This is a genomic window from Methanosphaera sp. DEW79 (assembly GCF_003266085.1).
Taxonomy (GTDB): domain Archaea; phylum Methanobacteriota; class Methanobacteria; order Methanobacteriales; family Methanobacteriaceae; genus Methanosphaera; species Methanosphaera stadtmanae.
Window position 1 is genome coordinate 18,742 of record NZ_MUZW01000004.1, and the last position, 19,658, is coordinate 38,399.

Here is a 19,658-nt window from a genome sequence, read left to right on the forward strand (position 1 = left end):
ATAGTCCTCTTTATTCTTTATTTAGAGCATCTTCATATACTTTCAATATTTTATTTGCAACACTGGTCCATTTAAGATTTTTATGAATATATGCCTGTCCATTAAGAACATGTTTTTTTGCAAGTGGCTTATTTTCAATAGTTTCTATAATAGCATATTTTAATTGATTTATGTTACCATATTCAACTGTAATTCCAGCATTCATAATATCTATTAATTCTCCAGATTCTTTTGTAACAACAACAGGAGTTCCTGCAAGTATTGATTCGAATACTGTTATTGCAACACCACCCATATATTCAACTGGATTAACAAATACATCTGCATCATGATATATGCTTATTTTATCCTCTTCTTTAATAAATCCTGTGAATATAACTTTTTCTTCTATATTTCTTGTTTCTATAATTTTTTCTAATCTTTCTTTGTATGGTGTACTTTTTCCTGCAATTACTAGTTTATATTCATCATATCGTTCTGGAAGTAATGAAAATGCTTTTATTATGTTTTCAATTCCTTTTAATTTATCTAATCTTCCAAAATAGAGTATGTATGGCGAATGTATGTGTTTATCTTTGTATGTTCCATCTTCTGGTAGATTTTCATAGTCCTTTGTATTCATTCCATTGTAGATTACTCGAACATCATGTGCTTTCATTTGTTTATCATATTGTGCTTCTTCTTTTGATACTGCAATTGTTGTTGTAGCATTTTGTATTATGTTATTTCCATAGAAAATATCGTATATATGTTTTATTAATGTTTTTGTTACATGTTTTGGAGTTGAGTTATGGGGTTGGAGTACATATGGAATGTTATACTTCTTAGCATATTTTATAACTATGTTGTTTTGATAACTTCTAAGTTCATGTAAATGAATAATATCATATTTTGTTATGTTTTTATCAAGCCATTTTTTCATTTTAGGAGAATAAATAAACAATGCTAAATTAAATTCATAATCAATAGGTACCATTGTAAGATTATCTACTAAATCAGTATCTTCCTTATTATACTCAAAAGTAGTAGTTAAAATAGTAACATTATGGCCCATACTTGTTAATTGTTTAGAGAGATTATAACATACATTCACATCTCCTCCTCTTTTAAATGCAAAATAGGGAATAACTTGTAATATATTCATAATAAATCACTTAAAAATAATAAGATAATTAAATATCTTTTAATAATAAATCAAGAACTAAATTTTCTAAAATACCTTCAAATTCAATTGTAAGTTTACTCCAATCGTTTTCTTTAACAAAATTATAACCTAAAGAACCAGTATTTGCAATATCACGCTTATTCTTAAGTTGCATAGTAGCTACTGTTAGAACTTCCTCAGGTTTATTAATATAAATAAGACCATTCTTATCTCCAAATTCAGCAACAAGACCTGGAAGTCTAGTGGCAATAACAGGCTTTTTCATAGCCATGTATTCATATAATTTTATAGGAACAATGTCCTGCATTATAATTTCATCCTTGTATGCAGGAAGAATACAAATATCACTGGCACCAATTAAATCAGGCATGATTTTATATTTTTGACGTCCTGTAAGAATCATTTGATCTTCTAATTTATACTTATGTTGGATTAATTTCAATGTTTCATAGGCATCTCCATCGCCAACAATTAACAATTTAATATTAGGATACTTCTGTTTATTTTTACCTAATTCTATTGCTAATTCTTTAAGTCCAGCAAAATCATATAAAAATCCCATGAAAAACAACACAATGTCATCGTTATCTATACGATAATATTTCCTAATTTTATAACCATTATGCTTTTTAAAGTTGAATTGTTTTAAATTGATTCCAGCACCAATAATAGCCATTTTATGTGGATTAGCACCTAAATCAATTGCAGCTTCATGAAGTTTACGATTAATAGTAAGAACATATGAGGCCTTACTAATGGTATTTTTAGTTATTAGTTTACCCAATGATCTAAATTTCTTTTCAGGAATTAATTGATGTAAAACATCAATAAAGTAGTATACAAACGGTATATTATATTTTTTGGCAAGTCGTGATGCAATATTAGCATTTAAAATACCAAATGCAACTATAATATCTGGATTAAATTCTTTTATTTGACGTTTTATTTCCTTTTTATGATAGTGAAGTATGGAAAGGTAGTTAAGAATAGGAACTCTAACAAGAGGTGGTCTAATTACAGTGATATTATCTGTATTATAAACCTTTTTATACTTTTTAAAGACTTTTCTAGGACTTTTATATCCTTGATTTGAATCATCATCAATTTTCCAGTCAACTTCATAATCAATTACCCTAATCTCATGTCCTCTAAGACCTAATAATTCCATTAAATGATGTTGTTGGTGTGGATTTCTTTTTATCCAATCTGATTCTTGTACAACTAATATTCTCATAACTATTTCACCTCTTTTAGTTCTATTCCATATCAATCAAATTTAATTAAAATTCTGCACTTTTTTGTATGTTATCCCAGTTATTTACAAACCATTCATGGGTATTTTCAAGACCTTCCTCAAATGTATGAACAGGGTTGTATTTTAATATTTTTTTAGCCTTATCTATGGATGATAAGAGTTTATTTTTAGCATCCCAATCTCTACGTTCTTTATATTCAATTCCAGCTTCATTATCACATAATTCATTGACTTTGTTTGCCATGTCAATAACTCTGTGATCTTTACCAGAACCAAGATTTATAGATTCACCAATAGCCTTATCAACAACACCAAGTCTTGTAAGACCTTGAATTATATCATCAACATATGTCCAGTCACGAGTTTCACTACCATTACCAGTAATAGGTAATGCTTGTTTATTCATAGCCCAATACATGAAGTTTGGAATAACATTTCTATATTTTCCAGGAACTTCTCCAGGACCAAATACATTGAAAAATCTTGCATTAGCAATAGGTAGATCATATAGGTTATGGAAATAATTAGTATATAATTCTCCTAATAATTTAGTAACCTGATATGGTGTATGTAGACTAATACTAATATCATGTTCTTCAAATGGCATTTTAGAATCTAAACCATAAACACCACAACCACTACTGGAGTATACAAATCTTTCAACACCAGTTAATTGTGCATATTCTAATACTTTTAGAATACCTAAACCATTTACTTTTAAATCTAGTTCAGGTTTATCAACAGAATTTTGATTTGCAAAATGTGCTGCTAAATGGAAAACAAAGTCTGGCTTCTGTTTAAATACCCATTTTAAAACTTGATCATCACATATGTCTCCTTCAATAAATTCAATAGAATCATCTTTAGGTATATTCCATGTGTATGCAGAAGATAAATTATCTAAAATAATTATCTTTTTAGGATTAAATTGTGCAAGTTTTTTAGTTAAATTACTTCCAACACAACCTGCTCCCCCTGTAACAAGTATTGTTTTTCCTTCATAAGCGCTAGCAACATCCATTATATTATTTCTCCTTATATTTCCTTAAAAAAATAGTAATATATTACTTATATTAACATTAAATTTATATATCTTTTTTATTTTATTTAAGTTTTAAAAAAGTAGTTTCAATAGTATTGTATTTTTTATAAAGATTTAAGCTTAATATAACTTTTTTTTCTGTTGTTTTTAAAGTATTATGATGATAAAGAATATTGTTGTATTTATATTTGCTATTTAAGGAAGATACATTAAATAACAGAAATATCTAAGTAAAACTATATAATTAAGGATACTTTATTTTTTAGTATTTTATATCTTAAAATAAATTTTCTAGTGTTAACTTATTTTTAGGAATTTGTTTATTTAATAAAATATTTTAAATAAAATAATTTTCATATAACTACTTATGAATGATAAATATTATTGGGAAGAGTACTATAAAAAAAATCCAAATCCAGTAGATCCCTCAACATTTGCAAAGTTTACTAGTGGTTTTCTACGTCCAGGTAAATCACTTATAGAATTAGGATGTGGAAATGGTAGAGACAGTGTTTTTTTTGCAAACAATGGTGTACGCGTAACTGCAGTAGATCAAGTAGAAACAGAAATGGATTACTTAAATCATAAATATAGCTTATATAATCTTGAATTTAAGGCTGATGATTTCACAAATTTAAATCTAGATAATACATATGATTATATATATTCACGTTTTACTCTACATTCTATTAATGAAGAAGCAGAATACAGAGTAATTAAATGGATAAGTTCTCAATTAAATAATAAGGGCCTGTTTTTTTTAGAAGTACGTAGTATTAATGATCCAATGTTTTCTAAGGGTGAGAGAATTAGTAATACTGAAAATGTAACAACACATTATCGTAGATACTTGGATTTTGAAGAAACAGTAAATAAATTAGAAAAAAGTGGATTGAATGTTATTTATCAATTAGAAAGTCAAGGATTATCTGTTTATAAAGATGATGATCCAATGTTAATACGTATTGTTGCTAAAAAAGAGTAATGAATTTCAATTAAATTCATCATTAATTCTTTTTAAGTATGCTATTGATTCTTCAAATCCATAATCCATATCTTTTTTTATGTTATTATATTGACCTTTTACAAATCCTGTTGTATTATGATCAAGGGCAATATGTGGAATATGCATGTATTCAGGGCCATATATTAGTGGAAGATATTCTTCATAATCATTAGGACATGAAAATTCATAATCCTCAAATACTATTTTATTTAATGGAAAAACATAATCAGTTTTATAGATTCTATTGTGTATATTGTTATGTAATCCATCAATAGCATCAGAAATATGGGATGTTTTATCTGTTGTGAATTTCATCTTCTTATTTTGTATAGCTAATCCTTCATCAAATGTCCAAGTACCATTAATAATGTTATTTCTAAGTTCAACTTGTAATTCTGTCTGTTTATCATTTCTATCGGGAGTTAGACCACAATCTTCGATATAATCCTTTGGAAATACATCAAAATGTACAAATGGTTTTTTAAATGCACATTGGAAAAATAATATGAATGTATGACTATTAAGTTGGTCTAATTCATTGTAATTTGTGGTATCTTGTGGTTTTGTTAATTTTGATATTATTATTTTATCACTTAATCCATCAATCTTTTCTATTTCTTTTGGAAATACGTCGACTAATTTATTATAATCTTCTCTTAACATTCCAATATCTATATCATCATCCCATGGAATGAATCCACCATGACGTATGGCTCCAAGTAATGTTCCATAATCTAGCCAATATTTTAATTCATATTTTTGACATATGTTATCAAATAATCTAAGTAATTCTAATGATAACAATTGTATCTGTCTCATGGTACCTGTTGCCTTAATATCACAACTACTGAATATTAAATCTAGCATTCTATAATGTGATTCTATTTCCCTAAATTTATTGTTGTTGTTAAATTTCTGAACTAATTCAATCATCTTTGGATGATTTTTTATAGTTTCAGGTAACATCTGATATAATTTTGATAACACAAACACCATAATATAAACTTCCTATATCTTTTTTTTGAAAAATTATTATATTTATATATCTTTCTTCAATATTAAAAAAAATTATACTTCTTATTTATACTTATTATATTCTTTCTCATGGGAAAAAAATATGTTAATTATTATAATAATGAAAAATATTCTATTCTTTCTTTAAAATATTATTTAATAAAATTCCATTTTTCATATAAAATGTGTAATAAGAAACTATATACTAGAATAACATTTATATTAGTTTCAATACATAAAAATTATTATGATGCCTATAAATAAGTTTAACAACACAAAAATTAAGATTTATGCTACAACTAAAGGAATTAAAATTGTAGATAGTCCTATAAAAATTCAAATACTTAACATATTAGATGGTCAAGTAAGTGAAATAGAAATAGTTAAACAAACAGGAAAATCCAAATCAACAATATCTGTACATCTAAAAAATCTTATTGATGAAGGAATTATAAGTTTTAAATCTCATCCATTAGATAGAAGAAGTAAATTATTCTACATATATGCAGATTATATTGGAGAAATATGTCCTGATAAAATTATATATAAATTACCAGAAATAGAATCACAAATAACATCTAAATCACAATTATATATGGAATTATTTAGGCAATTCAAATCAATATTATTAATTCATGGTTTACAAATAGAACCATTAGAAGTAGCAACAGGTCAAAGAATTGGTGAACATCTTTATTCACAATTTGAATATGAGACTCTTGAACAATTAACAGAATTAGTAAAAGATAAATTCAATGAATTAGATTTAGGTCAACTTAAAATAAGTAGTTTTGAACCTTTAATTTTAAAAAATAATGGGTGTCATGAGTGTTTTAAACTACAATATAATATTTCAACATGTAATGTTACAAAGGGAATATTAAAAAGTATTTTTGAATCACATTTCAACAGAGAAGTTTCAGTAGAAGAAGTAGAATGTACTTCAAAATATGATGATTGTTGTACATTTACAGTAGATTACTAGTATTGTTTATACTTCTTTATTTTTCTTTGAATACTAACTGGTATGAATGTAAACCAGTCACCCATACATGTTCGAATTATCTTTTCTTTCATGTATTTTTTTTGAAGATTAGGTAGAGTATCATAATATCCTTCTGACATAGATGCACCCTTAGAACGATGTTCTAATTCTGTGGGGATAAGATATGCATTGTATTTCTTATTTTTTATAGTATAAACATAATCAACACAATATAAATGCCAATCAGGACATATTTTTTCATTTAATTCATATTTTTTAAATACATTCCTTGGTATTATAAATAAACATTCATCAAGAGTGGATGCTAATTCTACTTTTTCTAGTTTATAGGGTGTTACATCTACAGGAATTATTCCTTGTTTTATATTACTTCTAACAAGACTATCTGTAGTTTTACCAGCAACTCCTACAATTCCAATATTATTAAGGGTAGATAGACATTTTTCAGTACGATCTAACCAGGAATTTTGGGAAAAATAAATGTCTTGATGGGCAAATACAATGTAATTACCATGTGCTTTTCTTGCACCATGATTTAGTGCATTTGCAGCACTACTGTACTTGTTTTTTCTATTATCAACAAGTATCAATTCATACTTTGAGGTTTGTTTTTTAAGACTTTTAAGTAAATATTCTTCTAATATAGTTTTGTTATTATATACACAGACTATACTCATCATAATTATTCCATCCTATTTTCTATGTATTTAAGAACTTTCTGTGGTAGTAATTGTTTAAATATGTTCCAGTCATCCTCATTAAATGTTTTAATAAGGAGAATTGTTGTAAAGTAGACTATAATTCCAACACCTATACTTACAAATAAGTCTAAATCTAGTAGGTATATTACTCCACCCATAACTACACTTGCAATAAATGGTTTTAGAAGTATACTTCTTAGTGGTACACTATATCCATATTTATGCATGATATACATGTAGAATAACACCATACTAACTTCATTAATAACTGTAATCATGGCAGCTCCAGTACTGTCAAATAACTTTATTAGTATGAAATTTCCTATTGTACTAAAGAGTAAACATATGAATGTTGCCTTTACAGTTTCATGTTGTTTATTGATAGATGCAATACTTGTTCCAAGAATATAACTAAGGAATATTGCAGGTAGGGCCCATATAATCAATTCAAGTACTGGAATAGTATTTATATATGCACTTCCATACATAAACAAGATGATTTTTTTGGATAACACCATTGTTCCCATGGAAATAGGTACACTTAATATTGTTAAATACTTCAATGACTTTTTATATGAATATTCAAGCATGTCTGGCCTATTAACATAAAATTTTGAAAATATTGGTAGTATTGCAGTTGAATATACTGTGGGTATGAAAATCAATGCTTGCATTAAATTAAATGCAGCAGTATACTCACCTACATGTGCACTTGTTGTTAGTATATTAAGAAGTATGGTATTCATTTTAAATGATATTAGAGCAAAGATACTTGTTATTGCAAGAGGAAATGCCGTGTATATTAGATACTTCCATAGTTTTAAATTAACTTGAAAATGTATTAATCCATAGTTTTTAGTACACATTGCAAAGTTATATATTAAAACTAGTACTGTTGATATTAAATAGATTGATGCTACTCCAATAACAGACTGTTTAGTAAATACACAGAATAATACTCCAATAAACATTGTTACAGAGTTAATAATCTCTGCAATAGATTGATATTCCATCTGTTCATATGCACGAAACATGGAAGTGAATGTTCCACTAAAAGCATCAATAATCACTGAAGAACCAATAATATAAACAACTAACTTTGTTGTTTCATTAAATACTCCAATATTAACAAATAATACAAGACCAATCATGGTTATTATTGAAAGTATTAACTTTATCATACCATGATTACCAAGATATTCATATGTCTTAGTTTTATCCCGTGCAACCTCACGAATAGTGAGTGTTGAGAGACCTAAATCTGTGAAAATAGCAAATAATCCAGAAATTGCAGTAGCAAATGAAATTATACCAAAATTAGTAGTTCCAAGATATCTTGCAGAGTATAATGTATATAAAAAAGCAAGAACATATCCTATCATCTGGGATAGGAATAATACACTTGTATTTTTAACTAATGTTCTAATAGTACTCATAACTATCACTTATCTAAATAAATCCTTTATCTTAGTATTTAACGTATACTTAACAACAGGTCTGTCCTTAATATATTTTGCAGGAACTCCACCATACATACACCATGAAGGTACGTCCTTTGTAACAACTGCTCCTGATGCAATTACTGCTCCTTCATGAATATGTACTCCTGGCATAATCATAACATTCGTTCCAATATAAACATAATCATCAATATAAACAGAATCACTTGTACTTTCAAAGGTAGGACTTGTTATATCATGTTCCATTGTATATACTTTAAAATTTCCTGCAATATTAACATTACATCCAATATATAATCCACCACGACCATCAAGAAATGCATTATCTCCAATAATAGTATTATCATTTATATGAACATTGGAGGGTCTGAAAAATCTACATTTCCAGTAGATTATTGAATTTTTTGATAGCTTTACCTTAAATATATTACGATACATGAATTCTCTAAATCTATGTGAGGGTATGTTACCTGTAATATATATGAAGTAAATATTAAGATCATGAAGTACTCTAAATATTTGAAATATTCTCTTTGAAATAAATGAATCAGGATCTTCTTCAACTTTTTTTTTAAGTATTTCTTTTAAATTCAAATATATTCCTCGTCTATTTCATGTTTTAATTGTCTAAAAAGTACATCATGAACATTCTGCACAGCTTCATCCATATTCAAATGTTTATAGTTACATAATCTTCCCATAAATGTTATTTGAGGGAATTTTTCAGTTAATTTTTCATATTTTCTAAATAATTCCATGTTCTCCTCTGTTATTATGGGATAGTATGGAATGTTAGTTTCATCATATTTTGGATTATAATCTGTTGGAAATGCAAATTGTATGGTGGTATTTCTTGCATGTTGTCCTGTAATGTACTTATATTCAGTAATTTCAGTGAAATGATAATCATTTGGATAGATTATTGAAGCATTTTCCTGAAAATGTATTTGATCAACTGTTTCATTCATATATACAATTGATCTATATGGAAGTTTTCCATAACAATAATTGAAAAACTCATCAATCATACCAGTAAAAATCAATTGACCAGTATATTCTTCATCATTAAAGTATACTTTTTTGTTTTCTAAGTCAATAGAAATTATATCGTTATAATCATGTTCGAGTAGTATGTTGATGTTATGATTAGAGAGCATATTTTCAAACATGGAAGTATATCCATTTGAGGGTACTGCTTGGTATTTATCTTGATAATATCTACAATCATATGATATGGTGATATTAATATTAACACCATCAACTTCACATATTTTCTCTGGATCTACTCCATAGATTTTCTTAACATATGGTGTGTATATGTTCTCATTAACATAACTAACTAGTTTTTGTATATCAGGATTTTTTGATTCTTTAAGTTTATCTAAAGGTAATGTGTCATTTACAATATATTCTGTAAGCAGTGCTGTAGTTATTTTCTGATTATCATCTTGCATAGTCTTATCAATACTTATTAAGTTAAATGGTACTGGTATAACTGTATTATTAATATTACATACTAATTTATGATTATACACATTCCATGTTGTAAATAATGATAAATAAGAATAAACTTCTTCATTATTTGTGTGAAAGATATGTGGACCATATTTATGTACTAAAATACCAGATTCATCATAGTAATCATAGCAATTTCCTCCAATATGATCATTTTTATCAATTAAAAGTACTTTTTTATCATAAACATTAGCTAATTGTTCTGCAGCAGTAATTCCTGTAATACCTGCACCTACTATTATATAATCATATTCCAAGTAAATTCCTCCTATTCTATTTTTAACTTAATTTTGTATGATTTCTATTTATTATTTTAATTCCTTTTCTTTGTAGGAATATAAACATAGCAATTGTTATGAATATCTCTGTTGTTGCAAATGATATTGCTATTCCTATCTCTTTCATTAATGTTATAAGTATTATTCCAAGTACAATATCAATTATTCCTCCAATCATCACAATAGATGTGAATGCTTTTTTATAATTGAATGTTAGCATAGTTTCAACACCAAAAACAGTACTTAATGATACTGCAAGTGGAACAATTGATATTATTTGAAGTATAATTACTGAATTAACATAAGATTGTCCAAATAATAGTAATATTATTGGTTTTGCAAATATAAATAATCCTGCAGATAAGACTATTCCAACTAAGGTCATTATTTTTGTTATTTTACGTATAAATTCTATACTTCTAGTTTTATCATCTGTTTTAACTGTACGACTTATGAAGGGGTATAATGCTTGTGATATTGGATTTAACAATCCATTTACTGCAAGTATTATTTTTTCAGCAATACTATAGTAACCAACAAGGGTGTTGTTTGTAAGAAGACCTAATAGGAATGTGTTTGTTGTTGTGTACATATTTATTGCTATTGTTGAAATAAACACATACCATCCTTCTCTTAAATGATATTTAATATCTCTTATTGAGGGTATGGTTATTTTTATATTGAACTTTGTAAGTGCTATGTATATTCCAAGAATTCCAACTAAAATATATCCCAGTGAATTAATTAATGGAACTAGCATATAATCTGTTGTATCGTGTATGAATATAAATATAAGTACTGTGAACACTATTTTTCCTATAATATTAAGAATACTGGTGTATCTCATATATTCAAGTCCTTGAAATAGCCATGTTGGAAATAACATATATCCAATAACCATTCCAAAGGTTAAGATATAAACATAACTATCTTCATTAAATTTGGGAATGAACATCACAATTAGTAGTAATATTATAAAACTTAAAATACATAAACACAGCTTTATAAACATTACAGAACTAAAAATCTGGGAAATCTTCTGATTGTCATCTCTACATATAGCTAATTCTCTAGTTGCAGATAAATTAAATCCATAATCTGTGAAGAATTGAAAATATGTAATAAGAGAAATAGCATACTGTGTTAGGCCGAATTTTTCAGGTCCAAGTACTAATGTTAAGTATGGAAGAGTAATTAATGGGAGAATATAACTAGCAAATTGTAATCCTGTTAATGAAATCATATTTTCGAGGATTCTTTTATATTCCTTACTTTTAAAAATATTTTTTAATTTCAACATACAAATCCTCTTCTTATTAAAATAGAAAAAATAAAGAATTAAACTTATTCTTCATTGAATTTATTAACATAATAGTTAATAGTTTCTTTTAATTCTTTTTTAAAGTCATGTTCACTTTTAAATCCAAAGGTTTCCTCAGCTTTACTAATATCAGCAACAGAATCTCTAATGTCTCCAGCTTTCTGTGGTAAATATTTTGGATTACAATCATATCCCATTATTTCACATATAATTTCAAGTAATTCATTAATAGTTGTGGTCTTTCCATGAGCAATATTAAATACGCCAGTTACATCATTAATTGCTACTTCATAATTTGCCTTTGCAATATTTTTAACATAAATGAAGTCTCTTGTTTGTTCTCCATCCCCATAAATTACTGGAGTTTCATTGTTTAAGAGGGCACTGATAAATTTAGGTATAACTCCACTATAAGGAGAATCTGCCTTTTGTCTTGGTCCAAATACATTGAAATATCTTAGACATGCTGTTGGTAGATGATATGTTTGTGTGAATGTATATGAATATAATTCAAGCAGTGCTTTTGAAACAGCATAGGGAGATAATGGTTGAAGAGGTAATGTTTCTACATTAGGTAAGACTTCTGTTTCACCATATACTGCAGCAGATGATGCAGAAATTACTTTTTTAATATTTGACTCATATGCTGCTTGTAATACATTGAATGAACCGTCTATGTTTGTTTTGTTAGTTGCTTTTGGTTGTTCAATACTTTCAAATACACTAATAAGTGCAGCTTCATGGAATAGATAGTCATGATTCTCAAGTATTGGCTTCATATCTAGAGTTCTAATATCTCCACAAACTAGTTCAATTCTATCATGGTCTAGATTTTTTAGATTTTCTATATTACCTGTTGTCATATTATCAATGATTGTTACTTTTGAAACATTATTTTCAAGTAATGTTTCAGTAATATGAGATCCAATAAAACCTGCACCTCCAGTAACAACACATCTTAAATCTTCCATTATGTCTCCTCCTTTATTTTTTTTAATTAGATTATTTAGTATTTTTAATTTCTATGTAATATATTTTCATAATTCTATTAATTATCTATACATTTATACACAGATGATAATATTTTTAAGTTTATTTAGTCACATTATATCTGAGTTTCAAGGTTCTATAGGGCTGTGTAATATTTCCTTTATATAATTCAATATTTAATTCATGCATACCAATTTCTGTTGTACTGTAGATATAATATGGTGTTATAGTTTCCTCATTATCCTTTAATGTCTTATTATATGAGGCAAGTAAGGTATGATTTGTTTTAACCTTTACAGTGTAATTCATATCAGTATGTTCTTGGTTTTTAATACCAATATTTATCTTTCCAATAGAATACTGGCTCATATTAGTAGGATAATCTGTTGTGTTATTATTATGGTCAAGAATATAAAATTCTGTATAGTCTTCACCAGGATTATGAATTACAACTAGATATATAACTGATATCATAGCAATGATAAGTGCAATGATAAGAATGCCTTTTATAATTTTATCTAATAATTTCATACTCCACCTATTAATTATAATTTGACTATGTAATTATAATTTAATATGTATCTTTTTATATAGATAATTATATAAAATAAAGAAAAATCTTTTCATAATATAAATGAGGAGTTTATACTAATGAATGATAAATTTTATGTAACAGACTGTGAAGGACCATTATCAATTAATGATAATGCATATGAAATATCTGATTTTTTTATTCCAGAAGGAGGTCATTTCTTTAGTATACTTAGTAATTATGATGACATGCTTGTAGAAGAAAATACTGAAGGATATCTAGCTGGAAGTACATTAAAACTAATATTGCCCTTTTTTAAGGCATATGGCTTAACTGAAAAAGATCTTATTGAATTTTCAGAAGATAATATTTTCATGATAGATGGTGCTTATAATATGATAAAATATATTCAAAGTATCATGCCATGTTATATTGTAAGTACAAGCTATAATCAATATATTAAAGCTTTATCTGATAAAACTGGATTTATTTATGAAAATACTTATTCAACAAATTTACAATTGGATAAATATGATTTAAATCAGGAAGAACAAGATAAATTACTTGATATTCATGATAATATCTTATTTGATTCAAGTTTTGAAAATATTCATAGGATTTTTACAAATGTTATCTCAAAGATGGAAATAAACAATCTTATTGAATCAGTAAAACCTGTTGGTGGAATAGGTAAACGTGATGCAATACTAGATATTATTGATAAAAACAATTATAAACCTGAAAATTTAATGTATAGTGGAGATAGTATAACAGATAAGGAAGCATTAGAATATGCAAGGGATAATGGAGGATTAAGTATCTCATTTAATGGTAATATTCATTCAATTGAATCTGCTTCAATATCAATAGCTTCAACTAACAACTTAATATTAGCAGTTATTGCAGATATATTTAATAAAAAAGGTAAATCAGCAGTTTATGATTTTATCAATGATTATAATAATGAATCTCTTGAAACAATATTAAATTGTTCAGATAATATAGAAATAACACAGCAATTATTAGTTAATAAGCCATCTATAGACATAGTAACTAATGATAATAAAGAAACTCTAAATAATATGACAAAAGTTGTACGTGATAAAGTACGAGGAAAAAATATAGGAAATTTAGGATAGGTAATAAAAATGGATTTTGAAATAGAAGATACATATTGTGAAGCATTTACTGGAACTTGTGTAAGAATGATTGTAACAGCAGAAGATGATATAACAATCAAGAAAATAGCAAGTGATGCATCAGCAACACCAGGAACAGTAATAGGGAGAACAGAATCTGGAGTAGAAAAATTTTTAGATAAATCAGAAACACCAGATAATAGGCCTGGTGTGATAATTCAATTCTGGTATAATACAAAAGATCTTGCAAAATTTGATAAGGAATTATCATTTAGAATACGTCAAGATATTCTTGTAAAACCATTTGTAAAGATATTTGATGCATCTATAGATCCATTTGACTACATTGATACAACAGAACATGTAGGTCATTGTGGTGATGGATATGAATGGACAGAAGAAATTGATGGTAGAACAATGATAAGAGTACCAATATGTGTTCCAGATTTTTATATTGAACAAAAATTAGGATGTATGCAGGGAATAATGGGAGTAAACTTCTGGTACTATTGTAGTACAAAAGAAGCAGTACTTGAAGCTGGATATAAAGCATTAGATGCACTTTCTGAAGTTGATGGTATATGTACACCATTTGATATCTGTTCTGCAGGTTCAAAAGTAGAAACAAATTATCCAGAAATTGGTCCTACAACAAACCATCCATACTGTCCATCTCTAAAAGAAAAGCTTGGTGATGAATCAATGGTTGAAGACGGAGTAAATTACATACCAGAAATAGTAATTGATGCTTTAACAGTTGAAAATGCTAAAGAATCATTAAAAAAAGGAATTGAAGCTTTAAATGGGGTAGAAGGTGTAATTAAAGTGTCTGCTGGTAATTATGGTGGAAATTTAGGTAAATATAAATTTAATTTAAAAGATGTACTAGATTAGAGTTGAAGTATGATGAAATTTGATATAATAGGATGGGGAGCATTAAATATTGATAGATTATGTCATGTTAATGAATTTGCACCATCTGATGGAGAAACATTTGTAAATTATGAAACAAAATCCTGTGGAGGATCAGCTGCTAATACAATTATTGGTATGGCAAAACTAGGACTAAAAACTGGATACATTGGAAAGGTAGGTAATGATTCAAATGGTAAAATGATGCAAGATTATCTTGAATCACATAATGTGGATACTACTCATCTCATAAAAGGAAACGGTGAAACAGGAGAAGTAATAGGTTTTGTAGATAGTAGTGGTGATCGTAAGTTATATGTAACTCCAAAAATAAATGACACTATTTCAAATTCTGAAATAAAAAGGGATTATATTAAAAACACTAAATTATTACACTTAACTTCATTTGTAGGATTAAATCCTGAAGATCCATCTATTGATACACAAATGGAATTATTAGATGAATTAAAGGATGATGTAATTGTATCATTTGATCCGGGAATGTTATATGTAAATAAAGGACTTGATTTCATGAATAAACTAATATCTTACACAGATATTTTACTTATCAATGAAACAGAGTTATTATTAACTACAAATAAAAAAACATTACAAGAAGCTGTGGATGAAATATCACAAAAAGTAGATATTTTAGTAGTTAAATGTTCAACAAAAGGTTCTTTTATTAAAAAAGGTGATGAAGAATATAATATTGGAATATTTGAAGTTGATGCTATTGATACAACTGGTGCAGGAGATGCATATAATGCAGGATTTTTATATGGTTTAATAAATAACTATACTCTTGAAGAATCTGGAATAATAGGTAGTTATATTGCAGCTCAATCAACAACAAAATCTGGTGCAACAGAAGCAATACCATTTTCAAAAGATATATCAATTGAAAAAATAATACAAAATCTTAAAAATTATTAATAACAAAAATATTTATTGTTATAAATTTATTATTTATTATATATATTATAGAATTCATAGAATTTATCAACTAGAAGGAGAATAAAAATAATGATACATGGAACAAAAGTATTAAAAGAAGGATTCGCTAAAATGACAAAAGGCGGAGTTATTATGGATGTAGTAAATGCAGAACAAGCAGCTATAGCTGAAGATGCAGGAGCAGTATCTGTAATGGCTTTAGAAAGAGTACCATCTGATATAAGAAAAGCTGGTGGAGTAGCAAGAATGGCTGATCCATCAAAAGTAATTGAAATTATGGATGCAGTAGATATTCCTGTAATGGCAAAAGTAAGAATTGGTCACTTTGTAGAAGCACAAGTACTCCAATCATTAGGAGTAGATATGATAGATGAAAGTGAAGTATTAACACAAGCAGATGAAGACTTCCATATAGACAAAGAACAATTCACAATTCCATTTGTATGTGGGGCAAGAGACCTTGGAGAAGCTCTAAGAAGAGTAGATGAAGGGGCAGCAATGATAAGAACCAAAGGTGAAGCTGGTACTGGAAATGTTGTAGAAGCAGTAAGACACATGAGAACAATTCAAGGTGCTATAAGAGAAATTGAAAATAAAACAGAAGAAGAATTATGGCAAGTAGCTCGTGAAATTAATGCACCAAGAGAATTAGTAAAATTAACAGCAGAAAAAGGAAGAATTCCTGTAGTTAACTTCTCAGCAGGTGGAATAGCAACACCAGCAGATGCAGCATTAATGATGCAATTAGGAGCAGATGGAGTATTTGTAGGTTCAGGTATTTTCAAATCAGAAAACCCGGAACTTGTAGCAAAAGCAGTAGTTGAAGCAACAGCTCACTATGAAGATGCAGATTTAATTGCAGATGTATCAACTGATTTAGGTGCAGCAATGCCTGGTATTGATATTAATGAAATACCAGAAGAAGAAAGATTACAAAACAGAGGAAACTTAATATAAGTTCTCTTCTTTATTTTTCTTTATAAATAAAATACTATTTTTTTTATATAACTTAGGAGATTATATATTTAATATTCAAGAGGTGAAGTTGTGGATAAAAATATTGAAAACACACTCATACTTAAAGATGAACATATTAAGTATATAAAAACATCAGATAGACTTAGAATAATTAGAAAGAATATTCCCCAAGGAAATATCACTATAAAAACATTGGTTGATACTCTCATAAATGAAGGAGTCTATCTCTTAATAATAATATTAGTAGCTCCATTCTTATTTCCAGTATCTATTCCAGGGAGTAGTACACCATTTGGCGTGTTAATAATATTACTTAATTTTTCAATACTCTCTAATGGACATTTACATCTACCAAAATTCATATCAAAGCAAGTATTAGCTACAGAAACTATTGATAAATTCTTTGATATATTACATAAGGCATTAAGTTATGTGGAATTAATATCAAAGCCAAGGGGTAAACTAGTAACAAACAAGCATATTCTTAAAATTAATGCAGTAATAACGATTATTTTAGCATTTTTATTGTTTCTACCACTACCTATTCCATTTACAGATTTCATACCAAGTGTAGCAATACTGTTGTTAGCAGTAAGTAGTTTAGAAAATGATTCCTATCTAATGATAATAGGATATGTTGCAACTGTTATTACATTAGCTTACTTCTATTCAGTAGGTTATATTGGGGTTGAAATAATTCGTGCTGTGCTAAATACTATTTTAGCATATATTTAAAAAAAATAGAGGATGTTTATAGAAAAAAATTAATTTTTTCTTTTACCTTTTGGTCTAGGAATTACTTTATGTTCATTATTAGATGTGGTTCTATTGATTTCATCTAATTTTTCTTTCCATCCTTGTCTTTTAATACCTTCAGAATTAAAGCTAATCTTTTGTGTTGACTGTTTTTCTTTTCTTATGTATGGTGTTTTTTCATTGTTATGAATAACTTTAATGTTCTGATTTTTAGATACTTTTGGAGCTTCATGAATCTTATTTTCTTTTTTCATATTGTTTGCAGAATTCACATTCATATCAAATACTTTTTTAGGTTTGATATCTTCAGGTTTTGGATCTTGTGTATCTTCATGTTCTACTACAATATCATCAAATTCTGTAACATTATCTATTGAATGTTCTAATACTATATCATCTGCACTAGAAGTGTTATGTTCTATTATTATTTCATCACTTGCAGTTTCAGCTTTAGTATTTACCTCATCAACAGTATCATTTTCATCTAACATAACTGTATCTATACTTTCATTTGTTGTGTTATCAATGTAATCATGATTTATGATTATGTTATCTGTATTATCTTCTGGTGTATCCGGGATTATATCTTCACTTCTATCTATTACAATTTCTTCAGATGTATCTGGAGTTATTTGTTCTGTTGTATTATCAATTATATCTTCTTTTATATTGATATATGGCATATCTGATGTAGAGTACATATTAGGTTTTGGTTTTGTTTGTTCAACATTTGCCTTTTTTGGATGAAATGTTCTTAGTATAGTATCTTTTAACATACCTAATGAACTTTTTACTTGTTTTTCTGATTGTTCTTTTACATTTTTAACTGGATTAGTATCTATTTTTGAGCCAATTCCAAAGAAACTATCTTGACTCATTTCATTTCTTGTATTTTGTAATGAGTCCATTTCTTCTATTTCTCTTGAAACATCATTAAATGGTTCTTCTGTATGTTTTATATAGTTTTTTAACCAACCATTTAATGGATATTCATTTAATCTGTTTAATGGAATCCATTCAAAGTTTTCATAATTATTTGATAGTAATAATTCTCCATTTAATATATGTCCAGTCATTATTACATGTATTTCTTTTACACTATGTGTTACATAGTTTGTTACTCCAATTATCTTTCCAGGATAAACATAATATCCTATTTCCTTTGGTATTCTATTTATAACAACTTCATCAAAACTATCATCATTTGTTAAAACAGCACCTGGAAGATCCCATCTTGATTTTCTATCCTCACGTTTTTCTTTAAGAAGTAGGATTTTACCCTCATCATTACTTACGACGGTTTTTACATACATTTTAAATGTTTTCATTGTATAAACATCCTATTGTTTTATTTAAACTTCATTTTTAATTTCTATTAACTATTATACTCTAAGTTTAAATCTCTATTGATAATAATGTATATAATTACTAAGTATTATTTATTAGTATTTTTTGATATGGAAAATAAGTTTTCTATTAAACTCTTAGTAAAATCATAAATTGTAATAATATATAAATAAAATTAATATTTATAACCAAATTAGTTATGAAGATATATTGTGTAGATGAAATTAAAAAAAATAACAATACTTATTATAAGAGTAGGGTGTAGCTATTTTAAGTTTACTTGG

At 27.1% G+C, this 19,658-nt stretch carries 19 protein-coding genes; 7 read left to right on the plus strand and 12 right to left on the minus strand.

Features of this window, described 5'->3' with window-relative positions:
- Positions 1–10: 10 nt before the first annotated feature.
- The 3 genes from BZ132_RS00340 to BZ132_RS00350 are packed head-to-tail and all read right to left on the minus strand — an operon-like array spanning position 11 to position 3,441.
- Positions 11–1,144, minus strand: coding sequence for a glycosyltransferase family 4 protein (locus tag BZ132_RS00340; protein WP_011405674.1), 1,134 nt, complete (start codon positions 1,142–1,144; stop codon positions 11–13).
- A 28-nt stretch (positions 1,145–1,172) separates the two neighbouring features.
- The gene (locus BZ132_RS00345) at positions 1,173–2,399 is read right to left on the minus strand and encodes a glycosyltransferase (protein ID WP_011405675.1); all 1,227 of its coding nucleotides are present in this window, start codon (positions 2,397–2,399) and stop codon (positions 1,173–1,175) included.
- 46 nt (positions 2,400–2,445) lie between these two features.
- On the minus strand, positions 2,446–3,441 hold the full coding sequence (locus tag BZ132_RS00350; protein WP_011405676.1) for an NAD-dependent epimerase/dehydratase family protein: 996 nt from the start codon (positions 3,439–3,441) through the stop codon (positions 2,446–2,448).
- A gap of 388 nt (positions 3,442–3,829) precedes the next feature.
- Here BZ132_RS00350 and BZ132_RS00355 point away from each other — a divergent pair, with 388 nt between their 5' ends.
- Positions 3,830–4,447 carry a bifunctional 2-polyprenyl-6-hydroxyphenol methylase/3-demethylubiquinol 3-O-methyltransferase UbiG gene (locus BZ132_RS00355; RefSeq protein WP_112149243.1) on the plus strand — a complete coding sequence of 206 codons (618 nt, stop codon included), beginning with the start codon at positions 3,830–3,832 and terminating at the stop codon, positions 4,445–4,447.
- Positions 4,448–4,453: 6 nt separating this feature from the next.
- On the opposite strand, the gene BZ132_RS00360 is transcribed toward BZ132_RS00355, so the two are convergent.
- Positions 4,454–5,464 (minus strand): phosphorylcholine transferase LicD, encoded by a 1,011-nt coding sequence (locus BZ132_RS00360; RefSeq protein ID WP_048059665.1) that lies wholly within the window; start codon positions 5,462–5,464, stop codon positions 4,454–4,456.
- Positions 5,465–5,729: 265 nt separating this feature from the next.
- Here BZ132_RS00360 and BZ132_RS00365 point away from each other — a divergent pair, with 265 nt between their 5' ends.
- The gene (locus BZ132_RS00365; protein ID WP_286940069.1) at positions 5,730–6,467 is read left to right on the plus strand and encodes an ArsR family transcriptional regulator; all 738 of its coding nucleotides are present in this window, start codon (positions 5,730–5,732) and stop codon (positions 6,465–6,467) included.
- Here the strand turns inward: BZ132_RS00365 and BZ132_RS00370 are convergent.
- The 7 genes from BZ132_RS00370 to BZ132_RS00400 form a co-directional block, all read right to left on the minus strand.
- Positions 6,464–7,168 (minus strand): glycosyltransferase family A protein, encoded by a 705-nt coding sequence (locus BZ132_RS00370; protein WP_286940070.1) that lies wholly within the window; start codon positions 7,166–7,168, stop codon positions 6,464–6,466. The genes BZ132_RS00365 and BZ132_RS00370 overlap by 4 nt on opposite strands.
- Positions 7,169–7,170: 2 nt before the next feature.
- Positions 7,171–8,625: a flippase gene (locus BZ132_RS00375; protein ID WP_011405681.1), complete on the minus strand. Its 1,455-nt coding sequence runs from the start codon at positions 8,623–8,625 to the stop codon at positions 7,171–7,173.
- 9 nt (positions 8,626–8,634) lie between these two features.
- On the minus strand, positions 8,635–9,087 hold the full coding sequence (locus BZ132_RS00380) for an acyltransferase (protein ID WP_220084896.1): 453 nt from the start codon (positions 9,085–9,087) through the stop codon (positions 8,635–8,637).
- 152 nt (positions 9,088–9,239) lie between these two features.
- Positions 9,240–10,421, minus strand: a complete 1,182-nt coding sequence (glf, locus tag BZ132_RS00385) for a UDP-galactopyranose mutase (RefSeq protein WP_286940071.1) — start codon at positions 10,419–10,421, stop codon at positions 9,240–9,242.
- Between the two features lie 22 nt (positions 10,422–10,443).
- A complete protein-coding gene (locus BZ132_RS00390) occupies positions 10,444–11,742 on the minus strand; it encodes a flippase (protein ID WP_011405684.1) in 1,299 nt (432 codons plus the stop codon).
- 44 nt (positions 11,743–11,786) lie between these two features.
- Positions 11,787–12,734, minus strand: coding sequence for a GDP-mannose 4,6-dehydratase (locus BZ132_RS00395; RefSeq protein ID WP_286940073.1), 948 nt, complete (start codon positions 12,732–12,734; stop codon positions 11,787–11,789).
- A 121-nt stretch (positions 12,735–12,855) separates the two neighbouring features.
- Complete coding sequence (locus BZ132_RS00400) at positions 12,856–13,284, minus strand: DUF1616 domain-containing protein (protein ID WP_112149248.1); 429 nt, start codon at positions 13,282–13,284, stop codon at positions 12,856–12,858.
- Positions 13,285–13,404: 120 nt separating this feature from the next.
- Between BZ132_RS00400 and BZ132_RS00405 the strand changes: the two genes are divergently transcribed.
- The 5 genes from BZ132_RS00405 (at position 13,405) to BZ132_RS00425 (ending at position 18,006) form a co-directional block, all read left to right on the plus strand.
- A complete protein-coding gene (locus BZ132_RS00405) occupies positions 13,405–14,424 on the plus strand; it encodes a hypothetical protein (RefSeq protein ID WP_011405687.1) in 1,020 nt (339 codons plus the stop codon).
- A 9-nt stretch (positions 14,425–14,433) separates the two neighbouring features.
- Positions 14,434–15,318, plus strand: coding sequence for a formylmethanofuran--tetrahydromethanopterin N-formyltransferase (locus tag BZ132_RS00410; RefSeq protein WP_011405688.1), 885 nt, complete (start codon positions 14,434–14,436; stop codon positions 15,316–15,318).
- Between the two features lie 9 nt (positions 15,319–15,327).
- The gene (locus tag BZ132_RS00415) at positions 15,328–16,272 is read left to right on the plus strand and encodes a carbohydrate kinase family protein (protein WP_011405689.1); all 945 of its coding nucleotides are present in this window, start codon (positions 15,328–15,330) and stop codon (positions 16,270–16,272) included.
- Positions 16,273–16,362: 90 nt separating this feature from the next.
- Positions 16,363–17,250 (plus strand): pyridoxal 5'-phosphate synthase lyase subunit PdxS, encoded by an 888-nt coding sequence (pdxS, locus tag BZ132_RS00420; protein WP_011405690.1) that lies wholly within the window; start codon positions 16,363–16,365, stop codon positions 17,248–17,250.
- A 90-nt stretch (positions 17,251–17,340) separates the two neighbouring features.
- The gene (locus BZ132_RS00425; protein ID WP_286940078.1) at positions 17,341–18,006 is read left to right on the plus strand and encodes an exopolysaccharide biosynthesis protein; all 666 of its coding nucleotides are present in this window, start codon (positions 17,341–17,343) and stop codon (positions 18,004–18,006) included.
- A gap of 29 nt (positions 18,007–18,035) precedes the next feature.
- Here BZ132_RS00425 and BZ132_RS00430 read toward each other — a convergent pair whose 3' ends face one another.
- Positions 18,036–19,355, minus strand: a complete 1,320-nt coding sequence (locus tag BZ132_RS00430) for an NUDIX domain-containing protein (RefSeq protein WP_011405692.1) — start codon at positions 19,353–19,355, stop codon at positions 18,036–18,038.
- Positions 19,356–19,658 lie beyond the last annotated feature (303 nt).